At 40.8% G+C, this 16,666-nt stretch carries 15 protein-coding genes and 1 other annotated feature; of the genes, 12 read left to right on the top strand and 3 right to left on the bottom strand.

Annotated elements, in window-relative coordinates:
- Window positions 1–140: 140 nt before the first annotated feature.
- The 10 genes from D7D50_RS07725 (at window position 141) to D7D50_RS07775 (ending at window position 10,430) form a co-directional block, all read left to right on the top strand.
- Window positions 141–938, top strand: coding sequence for a formate/nitrite transporter family protein (locus D7D50_RS07725; protein ID WP_120701915.1), 798 nt, complete (start codon window positions 141–143; stop codon window positions 936–938).
- A gap of 63 nt (window positions 939–1,001) precedes the next feature.
- Window positions 1,002–1,137, top strand: a sequence feature (ribosomal protein L10 leader region).
- A 38-nt stretch (window positions 1,138–1,175) separates the two neighbouring features.
- The gene (rplJ, locus tag D7D50_RS07735) at window positions 1,176–1,676 is read left to right on the top strand and encodes a 50S ribosomal protein L10 (RefSeq protein ID WP_006596316.1); all 501 of its coding nucleotides are present in this window, start codon (window positions 1,176–1,178) and stop codon (window positions 1,674–1,676) included.
- A gap of 76 nt (window positions 1,677–1,752) precedes the next feature.
- The gene (rplL, locus tag D7D50_RS07740; protein ID WP_001196965.1) at window positions 1,753–2,121 is read left to right on the top strand and encodes a 50S ribosomal protein L7/L12; all 369 of its coding nucleotides are present in this window, start codon (window positions 1,753–1,755) and stop codon (window positions 2,119–2,121) included.
- Window positions 2,122–2,607: 486 nt separating this feature from the next.
- Complete coding sequence (locus tag D7D50_RS07745; protein WP_023023308.1) at window positions 2,608–3,060, top strand: hypothetical protein; 453 nt, start codon at window positions 2,608–2,610, stop codon at window positions 3,058–3,060.
- Between the two features lie 185 nt (window positions 3,061–3,245).
- Window positions 3,246–4,982 (top strand): ABC transporter ATP-binding protein, encoded by a 1,737-nt coding sequence (locus tag D7D50_RS07750; RefSeq protein WP_120701916.1) that lies wholly within the window; start codon window positions 3,246–3,248, stop codon window positions 4,980–4,982.
- A gap of 13 nt (window positions 4,983–4,995) precedes the next feature.
- Window positions 4,996–6,777, top strand: a complete 1,782-nt coding sequence (locus D7D50_RS07755; protein ID WP_120701917.1) for an ABC transporter ATP-binding protein — start codon at window positions 4,996–4,998, stop codon at window positions 6,775–6,777.
- Between the two features lie 121 nt (window positions 6,778–6,898).
- Window positions 6,899–7,453: a GNAT family N-acetyltransferase gene (locus D7D50_RS07760; protein ID WP_023023302.1), complete on the top strand. Its 555-nt coding sequence runs from the start codon at window positions 6,899–6,901 to the stop codon at window positions 7,451–7,453.
- A 195-nt stretch (window positions 7,454–7,648) separates the two neighbouring features.
- A complete protein-coding gene (gene brnQ / locus D7D50_RS07765) occupies window positions 7,649–8,968 on the top strand; it encodes a branched-chain amino acid transport system II carrier protein (RefSeq protein WP_120701918.1) in 1,320 nt (439 codons plus the stop codon).
- A gap of 159 nt (window positions 8,969–9,127) precedes the next feature.
- Window positions 9,128–9,835: a thiol-disulfide oxidoreductase-associated membrane protein CcdA2 gene (ccdA2, locus tag D7D50_RS07770; RefSeq protein ID WP_023023299.1), complete on the top strand. Its 708-nt coding sequence runs from the start codon at window positions 9,128–9,130 to the stop codon at window positions 9,833–9,835.
- A 22-nt stretch (window positions 9,836–9,857) separates the two neighbouring features.
- Complete coding sequence (locus tag D7D50_RS07775; RefSeq protein ID WP_120701919.1) at window positions 9,858–10,430, top strand: TlpA family protein disulfide reductase; 573 nt, start codon at window positions 9,858–9,860, stop codon at window positions 10,428–10,430.
- Window positions 10,431–10,615: 185 nt separating this feature from the next.
- Here the strand turns inward: D7D50_RS07775 and D7D50_RS07780 are convergent, their stop codons facing one another.
- From D7D50_RS07780 to D7D50_RS07790, 3 genes are read right to left on the bottom strand one after another with little or no spacing between them, the layout of a single operon-like run.
- A complete protein-coding gene (locus D7D50_RS07780; RefSeq protein WP_117744275.1) occupies window positions 10,616–11,851 on the bottom strand; it encodes an NAD(P)H-dependent oxidoreductase in 1,236 nt (411 codons plus the stop codon).
- An 18-nt stretch (window positions 11,852–11,869) separates the two neighbouring features.
- On the bottom strand, window positions 11,870–12,475 hold the full coding sequence (locus tag D7D50_RS07785; protein ID WP_117744274.1) for an NADPH-dependent FMN reductase: 606 nt from the start codon (window positions 12,473–12,475) through the stop codon (window positions 11,870–11,872).
- A gap of 24 nt (window positions 12,476–12,499) precedes the next feature.
- Entirely contained in the window at window positions 12,500–13,423 is a 924-nt protein-coding gene (locus tag D7D50_RS07790) for an FAD:protein FMN transferase (RefSeq protein ID WP_120701920.1), read from the bottom strand.
- A 215-nt stretch (window positions 13,424–13,638) separates the two neighbouring features.
- Between D7D50_RS07790 and nox the strand changes: the two genes are divergently transcribed.
- Window positions 13,639–15,015: a H2O-forming NADH oxidase gene (nox, locus tag D7D50_RS07795; protein ID WP_023026838.1), complete on the top strand. Its 1,377-nt coding sequence runs from the start codon at window positions 13,639–13,641 to the stop codon at window positions 15,013–15,015.
- A gap of 107 nt (window positions 15,016–15,122) precedes the next feature.
- Complete coding sequence (locus D7D50_RS07800; RefSeq protein WP_120701921.1) at window positions 15,123–16,664, top strand: ClC family H(+)/Cl(-) exchange transporter; 1,542 nt, start codon at window positions 15,123–15,125, stop codon at window positions 16,662–16,664.
- Window positions 16,665–16,666 lie beyond the last annotated feature (2 nt).

Here is a 16,666-nt window from a genome sequence, read left to right on the forward strand (position 1 = left end):
TTCATCGTTTTAAATCGTTTTATTGATCTTTGTTATGGAACACAGTAATTTTAACTTAAATTTTTCTGAAAGCCTTTTCAGGAACTCCATTCTATGATATAATGAAGAAGTTCACAAATTCAATATATAAGGAGATTCAGATGGGAGAATCAAATTTTGTTCTTAAGGTAGAAGCAGCATGTAAGAAGAAGGAAGAATTGTATACAGCTTCTAAAGCTCGTTATGCGGTTCGATCTATGTTTGCGGGTGCTTTTTTGACAATGAGTACTGCAGTAGGGATTGTGGGGGCAGACCTTCTCAACACCTTCTTGCCAGGTTCTGGTCGTTTCTTATTCCCGTTTATTTTTGCGTGGGGATTGGTTTATTTACTATTCTTAAATAGTGAGTTAACGACTTCCAATATGATGTACCTTACTGCTGGTGTTTATTTAAAGAAGATTAATTGGAAAAAAGCTTTAGAAATTTTACTCTATTGTACATTCTTTAACCTTGTCGGTGCTTTGTTCCTGGCTTTCCTCTTTTCACAGACTAGTGCATTTGCAAACTTAAATCCAAAAGGCTTCCTTGGCTCGGTTGTAGAGATGAAGCTCCAACGTTCGAATCAATTGGTCTTCTTCGAAGGAGTTATTGCCAACATCTTCGTTAACATAGCAATCTTGTCCTACCTTTTCTTTAAAGATGAAACAGCGAAAGTTTTGTTGGCTTTGTCAGCTATTTATATGTTTGTATTTCTTACAAATGAACACATTGCGGCAAACTTTGCTTCTTTCTCACTGGCTACCTTTAATTCTATTTCTAAAGATTTGCCTCATTTAGAGTTCTTCAATGTCCTTCGTCATTACGCTGTCACTTTTGTAGGTAACTGGGTAGGAGGAGGAGTACTCATGGGCTTGGCCTATGCATGGCTCAATCGTACAAAGACTATTTATAAAGATTAAATATTTTTTTAAAAAAGTTTGCAAAAACACTTGCATTCTTTTTTTTTATGTGATACACTAAATAACGGTTTGAAAAAACTGCCTAAGACAGTAGGGGAGCTAGACTCATAAATATCCTACCGAGGACAAAACGTATCATGTAAAAAGAAGCGTATTGTACTTTCGTGTCTAGGTTTGGGCGCGTTTTTCTTTTGGAAAAATTCCCCAAGCAAAATAATTACGGAGGTGAACACACTAATGAGTGAAGCAATTATTGCTAAAAAAGCGGAACTAGTTGACGTAGTAGCTGAGAAAATGAAAGCTGCTGCATCAATCGTCGTTGTAGACGCTCGTGGTTTAACAGTTGACCAAGATACAGTTCTTCGTCGTGAGCTTCGTGGAAGCGAAGTTGAGTACAAAGTTATTAAAAACTCAATCTTACGTCGTGCAGCTGAAAAAGCTGGTCTTGAAGAATTGGCATCAGTTTTTGTTGGACCATCTGCTGTAGCATTTTCTAATGAAGATGTTATCGCACCAGCGAAAATCTTGAACGACTTTTCTAAAACTGCTGACGCACTTGAAATCAAGGGTGGTGCAATCGAAGGCGCTGTCGCATCTAAAGAAGAGATCCTTGCTCTTGCAACTCTTCCAAACCGCGAAGGACTTCTTTCTATGCTCCTTTCTGTACTTCAAGCGCCAGTGCGCAACGTTGCTCTTGCAGTCAAAGCGGTTGCAGACAACAAAGAAGACGCAGCTTAATCTTAAGCTACGCAGCGTAGCCTAGCTACAAAAAAATATAAATAAAAAATTTAAAACTTATTTGGAGGAACTAACAATGGCATTGAACATTGAAAACATTATTGCTGAAATTAAAGAAGCTTCAATCCTTGAATTGAACGACCTTGTAAAAGCTATCGAAGAAGAATTTGGTGTAACTGCAGCTGCTCCTGTAGCTGTTGCTGCAGCTGGTGCTGCTGATGCTGGTGCTGCTAAAGATTCATTCGACGTTGAATTGACATCTGCAGGCGACAAGAAAGTCGGCGTTATCAAAGTTGTACGTGAAATCACAGGTCTTGGTCTTAAAGAAGCTAAAGAACTTGTTGATGGAGCACCTGCACTTGTTAAAGAAGGTGTTGCTACTGCTGAAGCTGAAGAAATCAAAGCTAAATTGGAAGAAGCTGGAGCTTCAGTTACTCTTAAATAATAGAGTTTCCAATCAAAATGAAAACCGAGGTTTAGACCTCGGTTTTTTTGTGTACAATTTCGAATTTAGTTCTTTGTATTTGATCCTATATCTGAAGAAACCTTAGAAATGGATGAAAAAGAAGGTGGGACAAATAGTGGATCTAGTCTTTTCGTTAATCGAATAAAGTTAAAAGTTGAACTTGAAATTAAGGATAAGACAGGAACGCAGTTCTGCCTCAGTTAGTTTGTTTGGGAATGAGCAGGAGTAGCCTATAGTTTCAAAAGAGGATAGTATTGCTATCTTCTTTATTTTTTCACGAAAGAAGTATGGTACTGTAAAAAAAGTCTTTAAATCATTCAGCGTACTTTCGCTCTTAAACGCTGTAGAACAGTGCATTCCCAACGGTTACTCCCAATTCTTATCGAGTTCTTACTAATTTATTATATTGTTAGACTTCTATTTTTTTGATAGAATAGTCCTTATCAACAAAAAAGGAGATTTCTGATGAAATACTTTAAACGTCTTGTCTTTGCTGCTTTGTTGGCAGTTGGTGCGATTTTCCTTGTAGCTTGTGGTTCTACAACTAGCGATAATGGGAAATATGTCTATAAAGCTGAGAAGGATCAAATTAAAAGCATCCTTAAAAAGCAAGGGGCTAGTGAGGAACAACTTGAGCAGGTGATTGATCAATTTGATTTGACAATGACAATTGAAATTAAAGATACAAAAGCTAAGATGATTATCGAAATGAAAGCTCTTGGTGAAAGCAAAAAGAAAACAATTGACCTGAAAGCTGATCAAAATGCTAAAACTCTTGAATCAGCAGAAGGTGGTAAAGATAAAGTCAAGTATAAGATTGATGGTGATGTTTTAACTTTGGATGTATCAAAAGCAGAATCTAGTGATTATGAAGTTTTTGCTTTCTTCAAAGATGCAAAATTCAAACGTCAGAAATAATCGTATCTAGAGGGGATGGCTGAGGCTATCCTCTTTTTTCTTCATGGTTTTCATTAGCTCTTTTCCTTGCTAGCCACCTAGGGTTCTGATATAATGAGGTTACTGTGAAGAAGGCGTGTGAGCTTTCTAGAATCATTTAAAAAGTACTTGACGGTGCTTTTTTATTGTATAGGGAGGAGAAAGGTATGGGATATATTTGGTCTTATTTGAGAAAATATCCAAAATGGTTGTGCTTGAATTTTACAGCAGCCATCTTTTTTGTGATTGTTAATCTCGGTTTGCCAACTGTTTTGGCCCGTATGATTGATGAGGGAATCAATCCGAGAGATATAGAGCGTGTTTATTTCTGGGCCTGGGTTATGTTTGGTGTGATCATCGTCGGAATTCTTGGTCGAATCGTTCTGGCCTATGCGGTTGGGAAGATTACTACAACCATGGTTATGGATATGCGGAATGATCTTTATGAGAAGCTTCAGGAATATTCTCACCATGAGTATGAAAAGATTGGCGTTTCTTCTTTAGTGACACGGATGACGTCTGATGCTTTTGTCCTAATGCAGTTTTCTGACCAGATGTTAAAACTTGGGGTCATTACTCCCATCATGATGGTGTCGAGTATTCTGTTGATTTTACAAACGAGTCCATCTCTTGCCTGGATTGTGGCGATTTCGATGCCTCTTTTGGCCGTGGTGGTTTGGTATGTAGCTGTTAAGACCAAGCCTTTGTCAGAGAAGCAGCAGGAAACCCTAGATAAGCTCAATCAATATGCACGAGAGAATCTTACAGGGCTTCGTGTCATTCGTGCTTTTGCACGTGAGGAATTCCAAGAGGAAAAGTTTGGCCAAGCCAATGCAGTCTATGCGGACAACTCTAATAAACTTTTTAAACTGACCGGTTTGACGGAGCCACTCTTTGTTCAAATCATCATTGCGATGATTGTAGCTATTGTGTGGTTTGCCTTGGATCCTCTAGGGGATGGGAGCTTAGAAATTGGGAATCTTGTCGCCTTTATCGAATACAGTTTCCATGCCTTGCTTTCATTCCTTTTCCTAGCCAATCTCTTTACCATGTACCCACGGACAGCTGTCTCCAGTCATCGTTTGAAAGAAATAATGGACATGCCCATTTCCATTGATCCAAATGAAAATGGGGTAACTGAGACAGAAACCAAGGGTTATCTGGAATTTGATAATGTCACTTTTGCCTATCCTGGTGAAACAGAGAATCCAGTCCTTCACAATATTTCCTTTAAGGCTAAACCGGGTGAAACCATCGCCTTTATCGGATCGACCGGTTCTGGGAAATCCTCTCTCGTTCAGCTCATTCCTCGATTCTATGATGTCACCTTAGGGAAAATCTTGGTTGATGGCGTGGATGTTCGTGATTTTAACGTTAAAGCCTTGCGCCATAAGATTGGATTTATCCCGCAGAAGGCCCTGCTCTTTACAGGGACCATCGCTGAAAACCTTCGTTATGGCAAGGAAGATGCGAGTATAGAAGAACTAGATAAGGCAGCAGATGTAGCCCAAGCCAAGGAATTTATCGAGAGTAAGGAAGAACAGTTTGACACTCATTTAGCAGAAGGTGGTAGCAACCTTTCTGGAGGTCAGAAGCAACGTTTATCGATTGCACGTGCAGTTGTGAAGGAGCCGGATATCTATATCTTTGATGATTCCTTCTCGGCTCTGGACTATAAGACAGATGCAACGTTGAGAAAACGTCTCAAGGAAGTGACAGGAGATGCGACCGTCTTAATCGTTGCCCAGCGGGTTGGGACCATTATGGATGCGGATCAAATCATTGTCTTGGATCATGGAGAAATCGTTGGTCGTGGAACGCATGAAGAGCTTCTGGAAACCAATGAAATCTACAGTGAAATTGCCCGCTCACAGTTGAATAATCAATCATTGACAGAAGAATAGGAGGGAGGAGAAAATGAAAGAAAAACGTTCCAGTTTTGTACGCCTTTGGGGCTACTTAAAAGCTTATCGCTTTGCCGTTATTTTCGCTACTCTTCTAAAAATTCTGAGTGTGGTCATGAGTGTCATCGAACCCTATATTCTAGGACTCGCCATTACTGAATTAACTGCTAACCTGACAGATATGGCTAGAGGAGTAGCAGGAGCTCAGATTAATGCTGGCTATGTCGGCTGGGTCATGGTTGTCTATCTCTTCCGTGGAGTCTTGTATGAACTCGGTTCATATTATTCGAATTACTTCATGACCAATGCTGTTCAAAGCATGATTGAGGATATGCGTAATGACTTATCCGAAAAAATTAATCGTATCCCCGTTTCTTACTTTGATCAGCACCAATTTGGAGATCTTCTCGGTCGCTTTACTAGTGATGTCGAAACGGTTTCCAATGCCTTGCAACAGTCTTTCCTTCAAATTGTAAATGCGATCTTCACCTTAAGTTTGGTCATTGCTATGGTGCTTTATCTTAACCTCACTTTGGGGTTAATAGTGATTGCTTCTATTCCGATTACCTTCTTCGGTGCCCAGTTGATTATGAAGAAATCCCAGCCTTATTTTAAAGAGCAGGCTGATGTTCTTGGAGCTCTAAATGGTTTTGTTCAGGAAAACTTGAGTGGCTTTAACGTCTTAAAACTCTATGTACGTGAAGAATCATCGCAAGAAGAATTCCGTGACATTACTCGTCGTCTCCAACAAGTTGGATTTAAAGCGAATTTTATTTCTGGACTGATGATGCCAGTTCTTAATGCCATCTCTGATTTGACCTATCTTTTGGTCGCAGTTATCGGAGCTATTCAAGTTCTTGCTGGTCGTCTTACAGTTGGGAATATGCAGGCTTTTGTTCAGTATGTCTGGCAGATCAATCAACCTATTCAAAATTTGAGCCAGTTAGCTGGCACCTTGCAAAGTGCCAAATCTTCACTAGACCGGGTCTTCCAAGTCCTTGATGAACCAGATGAAGTGCTCGGTAAAAATGAATCTCTGGACAAAGAGCTGACAGGGCAGGTTAGCTTTAACCATGTAGACTTCCAATATGTGGAAGATAAACCGCTGATCCGTGATTTTAACCTAGAGGTTAATCCTGGTGAGATGGTGGCTATTGTCGGACCGACAGGAGCAGGGAAAACGACCCTCATCAACCTCCTCATGCGTTTCTACGATGTGACTAAGGGGGCTATTACAGTGGATGGTCATGATATCCGTGACCTATCTCGCCAAGACTATCGTAAGCAGTTTGGGATGGTTCTTCAGGATGCTTGGCTCTATGAAGGGACCATTAAAGAGAATCTGCGCTTTGGAAACTTGGATGCGACAGATGAAGAGATTGTCGCTGCTGCCAAGGCCGCCAATGTGGACCACTTTATCCGGACCCTTCCGGGTGGCTACAACATGGAGATGAACCAGGAGTCTAGTAATATTTCTTTGGGGCAAAAACAATTGTTGACCATTGCGCGTGCCCTTCTAGCTGATCCAAAGATATTGATTTTAGATGAGGCAACTTCTTCAGTGGATACGCGTCTGGAACTCTTGATTCAAAAGGCTATGAAGAACTTGATGAAAGGGCGGACTAGTTTTGTCATCGCTCACCGCTTGTCTACTATCCAAGAAGCGGATAAGATTTTAGTCCTTAAAGATGGGCAAATCATCGAACAAGGAAATCATGAGTCCCTCTTGGCTGCCCAAGGATTTTATTACGACTTGTACATGAGTCAATTCTCCAAAAAAGAAGAAGCTGAATAAAAGCGTCAAAAAAGAGCAGTAGCTATTTTTTTGTTAAGCTACATACTTGCTTTTGAAAGAAGACGGATTTCTTGAAGGTGTTTATTTTATTTGCTATAATCGTAGCAGAAATGGAGGCTTTATGCGCTTAACAAGCCAATTAATCACTGAAACATTCCCAGATCTGGATAAGGTCGAGCGGTTGAATACCGAGGCTTTCCCTGAAGAGGAACGGATTCCTATATCTGAGTTTTTACGCTATACAGACAATGATGATGCTCATTTTTTTGCTTTTTACAATGAGGAAGAATTTGTTGGATTTGCCTTTGCTATTTCAAATGCCAAGGCCTTTTATGTCAGCTTCTTTGCCATTATGCCTCACTTGCGAAGTCACGGCTATGGGCAAGAAATCATTGAAAAATTAGTGGAATTTTATCAACGGACCATGTTGTTAGAAGTTGAGCGATTGGATGAAGAATGTGATAATCTAGAGCAACGTCAAGCTCGGATGGATTTCTATATCCGAAATGGCTTTAAAACAGCCAATGCTTTTCTTGAATACGAAGACCTTAGTTTCGAGATTCTCTACCGAGGAGAGGGCTTCGATGAGGAGGCCTATCGTGATATCTTCCGTAAACTTCAGGAAGAGAATTATTTTGATTTCCGCATTCAATACCGACGCTTTAGTGAAGATTAAAAACAAAAAGTGCTCCTCTGTTAGATAGCAGAGAAGCACTTTTTTTATTAATGAATGAAGAAGTATATAAGAATCTACAGTAGAGTCTTCTTTGCCTTAAGTTATTTTTAAATGTAATTATTCCAGTAAAAAGAATTGCCGTGGTGGAAGAAAGCTGATATACTAGATAAGATTGAAAAATGTAAAGGAGAACATATGTTACGAAAAGGTTCCTTAACAGGTTTGCTGTTATTTGGTATTTTCTTCGGTGCAGGGAATTTGATCTTTCCACCTGCGCTAGGTGCCCAATCGGGTATCCATTTTTGGCCAGCTATTGCTGGATTTGTCTTATCAGGAGTAGGAATTGCGATTATTACCTTGATCATTGGGACGCTCAATCCTAAAGGCTATATTCATGAGATTTCACGTAAAATCGCCCCTTGGTTTGCTATCGTTTATCTAGTAGCCTTGTACCTCTCTATTGGCCCTTTCTTTGCCATTCCGAGAACGGCTACCGTTTCCTACGAGGTTGGGATCGCTCCCTTGTTGGGACAATCAAGTGGTAAACTGAGCCTCTTTATTTTCACCTTAATTTATTTCTGTTTAGCCTATTTGATTGCCCTCTATCCATCTAAGATCCTAGATAGCATTGGTCGGATTTTGACACCGATCTTTGCGATTTTGATCGTTGTACTGGTTGTTCTAGGTGCTCTCAAGTACAGCGGACACGCGCCACAAGTTGCAACAGAAGCCTACCAAGCATCTGCCTTTGGCCAAGGTTTCCTTGAAGGGTACAATACCTTGGATGCCCTTGCTTCAGTGGCCTTTAGTGTGATTGCGGTAACCACCCTCAATCAACTTGGTTTCACCAGCAAGAAAGAATACATTAAAACGATCTGGATCGTTGGGATTGTTGTAGCCATTGGCTTTAGTATTTTATACATTGGCTTGGGTTACCTTGGAAATCATTTCCCAATTCCAGCAAAAGTAATGGCATCTGATGCCAATAAAGGGGTCTATGTCCTTTCAGAAGCGACCAAGGCTATCTTTGGGCCAGCTGCTCAAATCTTCCTTGCGGGTATGGTGACGGTGACTTGCTTCACTACAACAGCCGGTTTGATCGTGTCAACCGGGGAATTCTTCCATAACACCTTCCCTAAAATCTCTTACAAGGTCTATGCGACAGTCTTCACTTTGATTGGTTTTGCGATTGCCAATCTTGGCTTGAGCGCCATTATTGCCTATTCATTGCCTGTCTTGATGATCCTCTATCCAATCACCATTACTATAGTGTTGATTGTGATTGTAAACAAATTTACTCAACTATCAAAACCAGGAATGCAACTGACTATTTTCTTAGTTAGCTTGGTGGCGATTGCAGATGTTCTTGCAAGCACCTTCAAACTTACAGGTCTGGCAAACGTCATTAAAACTTTACCATTTGCTGCCCAATCCCTCCCATGGATACTCCCAGTAGTAGTTGGTATTGTCCTCTCTCTTTTCTTGCCAAATAAACAAAGTGCAGCAGAAGAATAAGTCGTCAATTGAACTCCAGAGTTATGTGCTTTGGAGTTTTTGTTTGGCTTTGAAACTAGTTTCTAAATGATCGTTTAGAAATCAAAGCGTAGCAGAAATTTTTAATTTAGGAGCTGGAATGTTATACTAGTTGTAGCATATCAATATACGGAGTGTTTTATGAATCAAATCGTTTTCTCCTTCACTGTCTTTCTGGCAGGGATTCTCTCTTTTTTCTCTCCTTGTGTCTTTCCTTTGCTTCCGGTATACATCGGGGTCTTGCTAGGAAGTGATCAGGAAAAATCCATCCAGATTTTCGGGAAGAAGATTCGCTGGCATGGTCTTGTAAAGACCTTGTGTTTTATCGCAGGGATTTCTGTTATTTTCCTTATTATTGGTTTCGGGGCAGGTCTACTTGGGCAAATTATGTACACCAACTGGTTCCGATACTTGATGGGAGCGCTGATCATTATCCTTGGTCTTCATCAGATGGAAGTCTTTCACTTTAACTTCTTAGAAAAGCAAAAAACAATGGATTTCGGGGCGAACAAGCACAAGAATGAATTACTTTCAGCTTTTCTGCTTGGGCTTGGTTTTAGCTTTGGCTGGACGCCATGTATCGGTCCGGTTCTAGGCTCTGTACTTGCCTTAGCAGCATCCAATGGTCAAGATGCCCTCATGGGTGCTCTCTATCTCTTTATCTATACACTAGGGATGGCTATTCCGTTTTTACTTTTGGCCTTAGCGTCTGGGATTGTTCTCCCATACTTTAATCGTCTAAAACCCCATCTCTTGTTACTGAAGAAGATTGGTGGCTTGATCATCATCATTATGGGGATTTTGTTACTCTTGGGACAATTGAATAGCTTGTCTGCTATCTTTTCATAAATCAAATGGAGGTTTACTCATTATGAAAGTTATTAAATACGCCTGTTTTTCGCTTCTTTCTTTATCCATTCTGACTGCTTGCTCTATGAATCAGTCCGAAAGCGGCATGAACAATCAATCCATGGATAATCAATCCATGACCAATACAACAGCTAGTAAACATCCCTTGGTAGGAAAAGAAGCCAGTGACTTCGAGCTAAAGGACATGAAGGGGAATACAGTCAAACTTTCAGACTATAGAGGCAAAAAGGTTTACTTGAAATTCTGGGCAACTTGGTGTGGTCCTTGCCGGCAAAGTATGCCTGAACTCAATAAATTAGTTGAAGAAAAGGATCGGGATTTTGAAATTCTCACGGTTATGGCGCCGGGAATGCAAGGTGAAAAGACAGAAGAAGAGTTTGTTGAATGGTTTGCCCAACAAGACTATCAGTCAGTGCCTGTTTTGTACAATCCAGACGGCTCTGCCTTTATGAATTACCAGGTTCGTTCGATCCCTACTGAAGTCTTTATCGATAGCCAAGGAAAGATTGGTCATGTTCAATTAGGGGCTATTTCAAACGAAGATGCCAAGAAGATTATCAAAGAGTTGAAATAAAAGAGAGAGTGGGACAGAAATCGGTCATTCGTTAGCATTCGATTTCGTCGTCCCACCTCCGCACGGTTAAGTAGGGCTGTAAAAGCTGATGAAATCAGCGTAGTAGAGCCCACTCAACCACTGCGTCTTGCTTGACAATCCAAAAATAATTGAGAGGCTAGGACTTTTGTCCTAGCCTCTTTTTATTAGTTGCTTGCACCAGATGTAGCATCAGCGGCTCCGTCACCATGTCCTCCAGCATCTGAAGCACCTGAAGTTGCATCTGCATCACCATGACCACCAGCAGGAGCGAATGGTCCGCTACCACCTACAAGGCGTTGACCTGTTGTTTGAAGATACCAGTCCAACCATGGTTGGAAGTTGAAGACGATCTCGTTGATACCAGCATAGGAACCATCTGGATAGTACATAGCTTGGTAGTTGTGAGTATTGATCACGCCTTCAGGAGATCCTGGAACAATGGTACGAACATATTCCTGGTTTCCATTGCGAAGAGTACCGATGACCCATTCAACGTTTTTCATACGTGCTGGCGGAAGTGAACCGTGAACAGTTGACATCCGGCTACCAGATTGCGGTGGCACGCGTTTCGCAAACATCGTATCTGGATCTTGGTGGGCATTGTTGTAGTATAGGAACTGGTTGTTGTCATCTGCATATGTCAATTCAAATGGCATAGCTTTTAGGAACATATCGATTTGATTAACAGTCAGGATACCGTGGTCCAATTTGACATAAGTATCGCCTGATACAGCGCCTGTAATTTCTGCAACTTTTTCTACCCAATCTGGATCATCTGGATCAACTTCAGTGATAGTAGTAGCGATTGGTTTTCCGCAATCCAAATCTTCTGGTTCAATTGGTTTTGGTTTTTTCAATTTAGAAACGACTCCTACGTATTTAACAAAGTTATCTAAACAAGTTTCAAGGAATTTAACGGTTCCTTCGTTCGTGATGTTGCCATCTGCATCAAAAGCCTCTTTCGCTTTTCCAAGAAGGAATTCATTCCCTGGAAGGGTATAGGCATTGACACCTGGAGCATCAAGAATCTTACGAAGGTGAACTTGAGCACGAGAAGTCCCTTGGTCGTAGTATGAGGCACCGACAATCATAACAGGTTTGCTTTCAAAAGGATGAACTTCATAAGAAAGCCATTCTAAAACAGATTTTAGACCTGCTGATATAGTATGGTTGTGCTCAGGTGTTGCAATAATAACACCGTCAGCGCGGGTAATTTTATTGTTAAGGAGACGCAATTGGAAACTTTCGTCCCATTTTTCATCCTGGTTGAACATTGGAACATCATCAATTTCCAAAACTTCCAACTCAAATTTAATCTTAAATTGACGACGGATGAATTCCAAAAGTTTGCGGTTATATGATTGGTCGTAGTTCGATCCTACAAGTCCTACAAATTTCATGCTAGTATGTCTCCTATCTTACAAGTTTTCCCAGTCGAAGTCTTCGGCATCTTTGCGAAGCAATTCTTGAGCGTTGCGCAATTTTTCAGTCACTTTAACAAAGATACGGAAGTCATCAAAGATGGCATCCAATTTCTTGATGACATCAAGATCTACCAAGTCACCATTTTGATCAAATGCTTGAAGAGAGTGAGAAAGCAAGAATTCGTCTGGAAGGACAGTTGCTTTGATTTCTGGTGAATTCAAGATTTGACGAAGTTGCAATTGAGCACGAGATGAACCAAGTGTACCATAGGAAGCACCAGTAATCATCACTGGCTTACTTAGCAATGGGTAAATGCCATAAGATAGCCAAGCGAGTGCACTCATTAAGACGGCAGGGATGGAATGGTCATATTCCGGTGTGCCAATGATAACGCCATCAGCTTCCTCAATTTTAGCAGCAATCTCTAAGATAGCTTCAGGTACTTGCTTATTGGCTGGCTTGTTGAAGACAGGGATATCTTTAATCTCAACTAACTCAATATCTGCCTTGTCAGCAAAATGCTTTTGCATGTATTGAAGTAATTGGCGGTTTGTTGAACGTTTGGAGTTTGTTCCAACGATCGCAATAAGTTTTGTCATGGAAATTCCTTTCTGAAAATAAAATTACAAATAATCATGAAGCCCACTAGTATAGGCGAGGCGACCTGACTGATAAACTAAAATAGCATCGATGCCAGGTAAGGTTTCAACAATCTTTAAAATGTCGGTCGGTTCTTCACCGAACAAGCGAGTAGTCCAAATCTCTCCATCAACGGATCGATCAGAAATAATCGTGAGACTTGCCAATTCCGTTTCGACAGGATAGCCGGTTTGAGGATCAAGAATATGATGGAAGGACTGGCCGTCTACATCGAGATGACGAACATATGTCCCTGATGTCACGACGGACTTATCAGTTACAGATAGAACTAGTAAATGTTCCCCTCTTGGAAGCTGGGGATTTTGAATCCCAATTCGCCAAGGACGATGACTGACAGGGTTTAACCCAAGAGTAAGAATATTTCCGCCCAAATCAATTAAAGCCTGTTCAATCCCCTGACTCCTGAGGTAACTAGCTAGTAAATCAGCACTAAATCCCTTAGCTAGAGCGCCTAGATCAATTTTCATCCCTTTTCTTTTGAGAAAAACAGTTTGTTGATTCGGATCTAAGCAAATCTGATGAGGGTCAATGATTGTTAGGGCTTGTTCAATTTCCCCTTGATCAGGCTTCCTAGCATCTGAAAAACCAATTCTCCAGGTTTGGACAAGTGGACCAATCGCAATGTTTAAATGACTTCCTTGCGCCTGACTATGGCTGGTTCCTAGAGCAATCAGTGAAAAAAGATCTGGATGAACCTTTACGGGTTCAATGCCAGCCTTTTGATTGACCTCCATCAATTCAGAAGAAGAGTCATTGGCACTAAAGCGATGCTCATAGGATCGCAAGAGACTAAAGCAATCGGCCAGTATTTGGTCAGCTTGTTGATGAGAAATCGAAACGGTTATGGTGGAGCCCATTAGGCGTTCGGATCGACTAGTTAGTTCCACAAATAGTAAACCACCTTTCCAATATTCACCTACTTCAAGTTTATCAAAAAGAAAGCCATTTCACAATCCCCCCAAGCAAAATTATTGACATTTTTCAGGACTTATGCAAATTGATTTGAAAATAATATCACAAATTGTAAGCAAAAAATTTGGAAACGATATCATTTTCATGTTATAATTGTATGGTAAATAAAATTAAAGGTAGGATTTTTTCTATGAGTAAAATCGTAGTTGTGGGTGCTAACCACGCTGGAACTGCATGTATCAACACTATGTTGGACAACTTTGGAAACGAAAACGAGATCGTTGTATTTGACCAAAACTCAAATATTTCATTCCTTGGATGTGGAATGGCTCTTTGGATCGGTGAGCAAATCGACGGTCCTGAAGGCTTGTTCTACTCTGATAAAGAAACGCTTGAAGCTAAAGGTGCGAAAATTTACATGAACTCACCTGTACTTTCAATCGACTACGATAACAAAGTTGTTACTGCAGAAGTTGAAGGAAAAGAACACAAAGAATCATACGATAAGTTGATCTTTGCTACTGGTTCTACACCAATTTTGCCTCCAATTGAAGGTGTTGAAATTGTTAAAGGTAACCGTGAGTTCAAAGCAACTCTTGAAAACGTACAATTTGTTAAGTTATACCAAAATGCTGAAGAAGTTATCAACAAACTTGCTGATAAGAGCAAACACCTTGAACGTATCGCTGTAGTTGGTGGTGGTTACATTGGTGTTGAGCTTGCTGAAGCTTTCGAACGTCTTGGAAAAGAAGTTGTCCTTGTTGATATCGTTGACACAGTATTGAACGGATACTATGACAAAGACTTCACACAAATGATGGCTAAAAACTTGGAAGACCACAACATCCGTTTGGCTCTTGGACAAACTGTTAAAGCTATCGAAGGTGAAGGTAAAGTTGAACGCTTGATCACTGACAAAGAAACATTTGATGTGGATATGGTTGTTCTTGCAGTTGGATTCCGTCCAAACACAGCTCTTGCTGACGGTAAGATTGAACTCTTCCGTAACGGTGCCTTCCTTGTTGACAAGAAACAAGAAACATCAATTCCAGGTGTTTATGCAGTAGGTGACTGTGCGACTGTTTATGACAACGCTCGTAAAGACACTAGCTACATCGCGCTTGCTTCAAACGCTGTTCGTACCGGTATCGTAGGTGCGTACAACGCTTGTGGACATGAACTTGAAGGAATCGGTGTTCAAGGATCAAACGGTATCTCAATCTATGGTCTTCACATGGTTTCAACTGGTTTGACACTTGAAAAAGCAAAAGCTGCAGGCTACAATGCAACTGAAACTGGATTTAACGACCTTCAAAAACCAGAATTTATGAAACATGATAACCATGAAGTTGCCATCAAGATCGTTTATGATCAAGATAGTCGTGAAATCCTTGGTGCTCAAATGGTATCACGTGATGCTGCAATCTCAATGGGTATCCACATGTTCTCATTGGCTATCCAAGAGCATGTAACGATTGAAAAATTGGCATTGACAGACCTATTCTTCTTACCACACTTTAACAAACCATACAACTACATTACTATGGCAGCACTTACTGCTAAATAATGTTGTCCAAAAAACGCTCATAAGGGCGTTTTTTTGCTGTTGTCTTACTCAAGAGCTATGAAAAATAGTATAATAAAAGCAATCAATCTGGGAGTTAAAGAGAATTTATGAAACAAAGTCAGCAAATCCAAAGAGAATTTCAATCGACCTCAAGATCAATTTTATCTCAGGTTAGCAGAGGTGTCTTAGTAGGGCTCGTAGTCGGCGCGATTGTCTCGAGTTTTCGATTTTTTATTGAGCATCTCTTTCATGTTGTCCAGGGATTGTATAAGGATCTTGGAAGAAGCCCAATCAATTGGGTCATCATCCTTTTGATGTATCTTTTTATTATTTTACTGGCAAGCCAACTGATCAAAAAGAACCAAAACGTAAAGGGTTCCGGTATTCCCCAAGTGGAAGCAGAATTAAAAGGTTTACTTCAAATAGACTGGTGGACTACCCTTTGGCAAAAATACATTTTAGGAATTCTTTCAATTGCAAGTGGCTTAATGTTAGGTCGTGAAGGCCCCAGTATCCAACTTGGCGCCATGGGAGGAAAGGGGCTGGCTAAGAAACTTGCGCTTAGTCCAGTAGAAGAAAGAGCCTTGATTGCCAGCGGTGCCGCAGCAGGTTTGGCAGCAGCCTTCAATGCACCGATCGCTGGTCTACTCTTTGTAGTAGAAGAAGTCTACCATCATTTTTCTCGTGTCTTCTGGGTATCGACCTTGGCTGCGAGTTTGGTCGCAAACTTTGTCTCCCTCAATATTTTCGGTCAAACACCTGTTTTAAACATGCCAGACCACATCCCACATATCGATTTATCCAGTTATTGGATTTTCTTAGTGATGGGAATTTTTCTGGGCCTAACTGGTTATTTCTATGAAGTTGCTGTTTTAAATATTGGTCGGCTATATCAAAAGCTTGGTAGCTGTTTCAAGGTGACTGCTCCTTACTATCCACTCTTTGCCTTTCTTTTGATCCTACCGATCGGTTATTATTTCCCTCACTTATTAGGTGGTGGAAATCAGTTGGTTTTGAACTTAGCGCATGTCCCTCTTAGTATCCAGACGCTGATCTTCTATTTTGCGATACGGTTTATCTGGAGTATGTTCAGTTACGGGAGTGGTCTTCCTGGTGGCATCTTTCTTCCGATTCTAGCTCTTGGATCTGTTTTAGGAGCCTTGGTTGCGGCTGTTTTATTAAAGTTTGGTCTCATACATTCTAATCAACTTCCCTTGTTTGTCATTTTAGGAATGAGTGGTTATTTCAGTGCCATTTCAAAAGCGCCCCTGACAGCCATGATTCTAGTGACTGAAATGGTAGGAGATATACGAACCTTGATGCCGATTGGCTTGGTGACTTTGACAGCTTACATTACTATGGATCTGCTAAAAGGGGCCCCTGTCTACGAGGCTATGCTGGAGCAATTGATGCCTGAGGTGACCAGCGGTTCAGATGTCTTAACCCTGATCGAAATTCCAGTATCAGAGAAAATAGCAGGCCGTCAGGTTCGAGATTTAGATCTACCGAGAGACCTCCTAATCACAACTCATCAGCATAATGGAAAAAACAGTACGGTGCATGGTAGTACCCGCCTCTATCTAGGAGATAGCATCTACCTCGTGGTAAAAGAGACAGATATCGGCCGGGTGAAAGAATTACTCCTCTAATT

Origin of the sequence: Streptococcus koreensis (assembly GCF_003627135.1) — a bacterium.
Lineage (GTDB): Bacteria > Bacillota > Bacilli > Lactobacillales > Streptococcaceae > Streptococcus > Streptococcus ilei.

What these genes read in the sequence shown, in the direction of transcription:
- D7D50_RS07725 (WP_120701915.1), top strand. Translation starts at nt 141, where the DNA reads ATGGGAGAATCAAATTTTGTTCTTAAGGTAGAAGCAGCATGTAAGAAG.
- D7D50_RS07750 (WP_120701916.1), top strand. Translation starts at nt 3,246, where the DNA reads ATGGGATATATTTGGTCTTATTTGAGAAAATATCCAAAATGGTTGTGC.
- D7D50_RS07745 (WP_023023308.1), top strand. Translation starts at nt 2,608, where the DNA reads ATGAAATACTTTAAACGTCTTGTCTTTGCTGCTTTGTTGGCAGTTGGT.
- rplL (WP_001196965.1), top strand. Translation starts at nt 1,753, where the DNA reads ATGGCATTGAACATTGAAAACATTATTGCTGAAATTAAAGAAGCTTCA.
- nox (WP_023026838.1), top strand. Translation starts at nt 13,639, where the DNA reads ATGAGTAAAATCGTAGTTGTGGGTGCTAACCACGCTGGAACTGCATGT.
- D7D50_RS07780 (WP_117744275.1), bottom strand. Translation starts at nt 11,851, where the DNA reads ATGAAATTTGTAGGACTTGTAGGATCGAACTACGACCAATCATATAAC.
- D7D50_RS07755 (WP_120701917.1), top strand. Translation starts at nt 4,996, where the DNA reads ATGAAAGAAAAACGTTCCAGTTTTGTACGCCTTTGGGGCTACTTAAAA.
- ccdA2 (WP_023023299.1), top strand. Translation starts at nt 9,128, where the DNA reads ATGAATCAAATCGTTTTCTCCTTCACTGTCTTTCTGGCAGGGATTCTC.
- D7D50_RS07800 (WP_120701921.1), top strand. Translation starts at nt 15,123, where the DNA reads ATGAAACAAAGTCAGCAAATCCAAAGAGAATTTCAATCGACCTCAAGA.
- D7D50_RS07760 (WP_023023302.1), top strand. Translation starts at nt 6,899, where the DNA reads ATGCGCTTAACAAGCCAATTAATCACTGAAACATTCCCAGATCTGGAT.
- D7D50_RS07775 (WP_120701919.1), top strand. Translation starts at nt 9,858, where the DNA reads ATGAAAGTTATTAAATACGCCTGTTTTTCGCTTCTTTCTTTATCCATT.
- rplJ (WP_006596316.1), top strand. Translation starts at nt 1,176, where the DNA reads ATGAGTGAAGCAATTATTGCTAAAAAAGCGGAACTAGTTGACGTAGTA.
- D7D50_RS07785 (WP_117744274.1), bottom strand. Translation starts at nt 12,475, where the DNA reads ATGACAAAACTTATTGCGATCGTTGGAACAAACTCCAAACGTTCAACA.
- brnQ (WP_120701918.1), top strand. Translation starts at nt 7,649, where the DNA reads ATGTTACGAAAAGGTTCCTTAACAGGTTTGCTGTTATTTGGTATTTTC.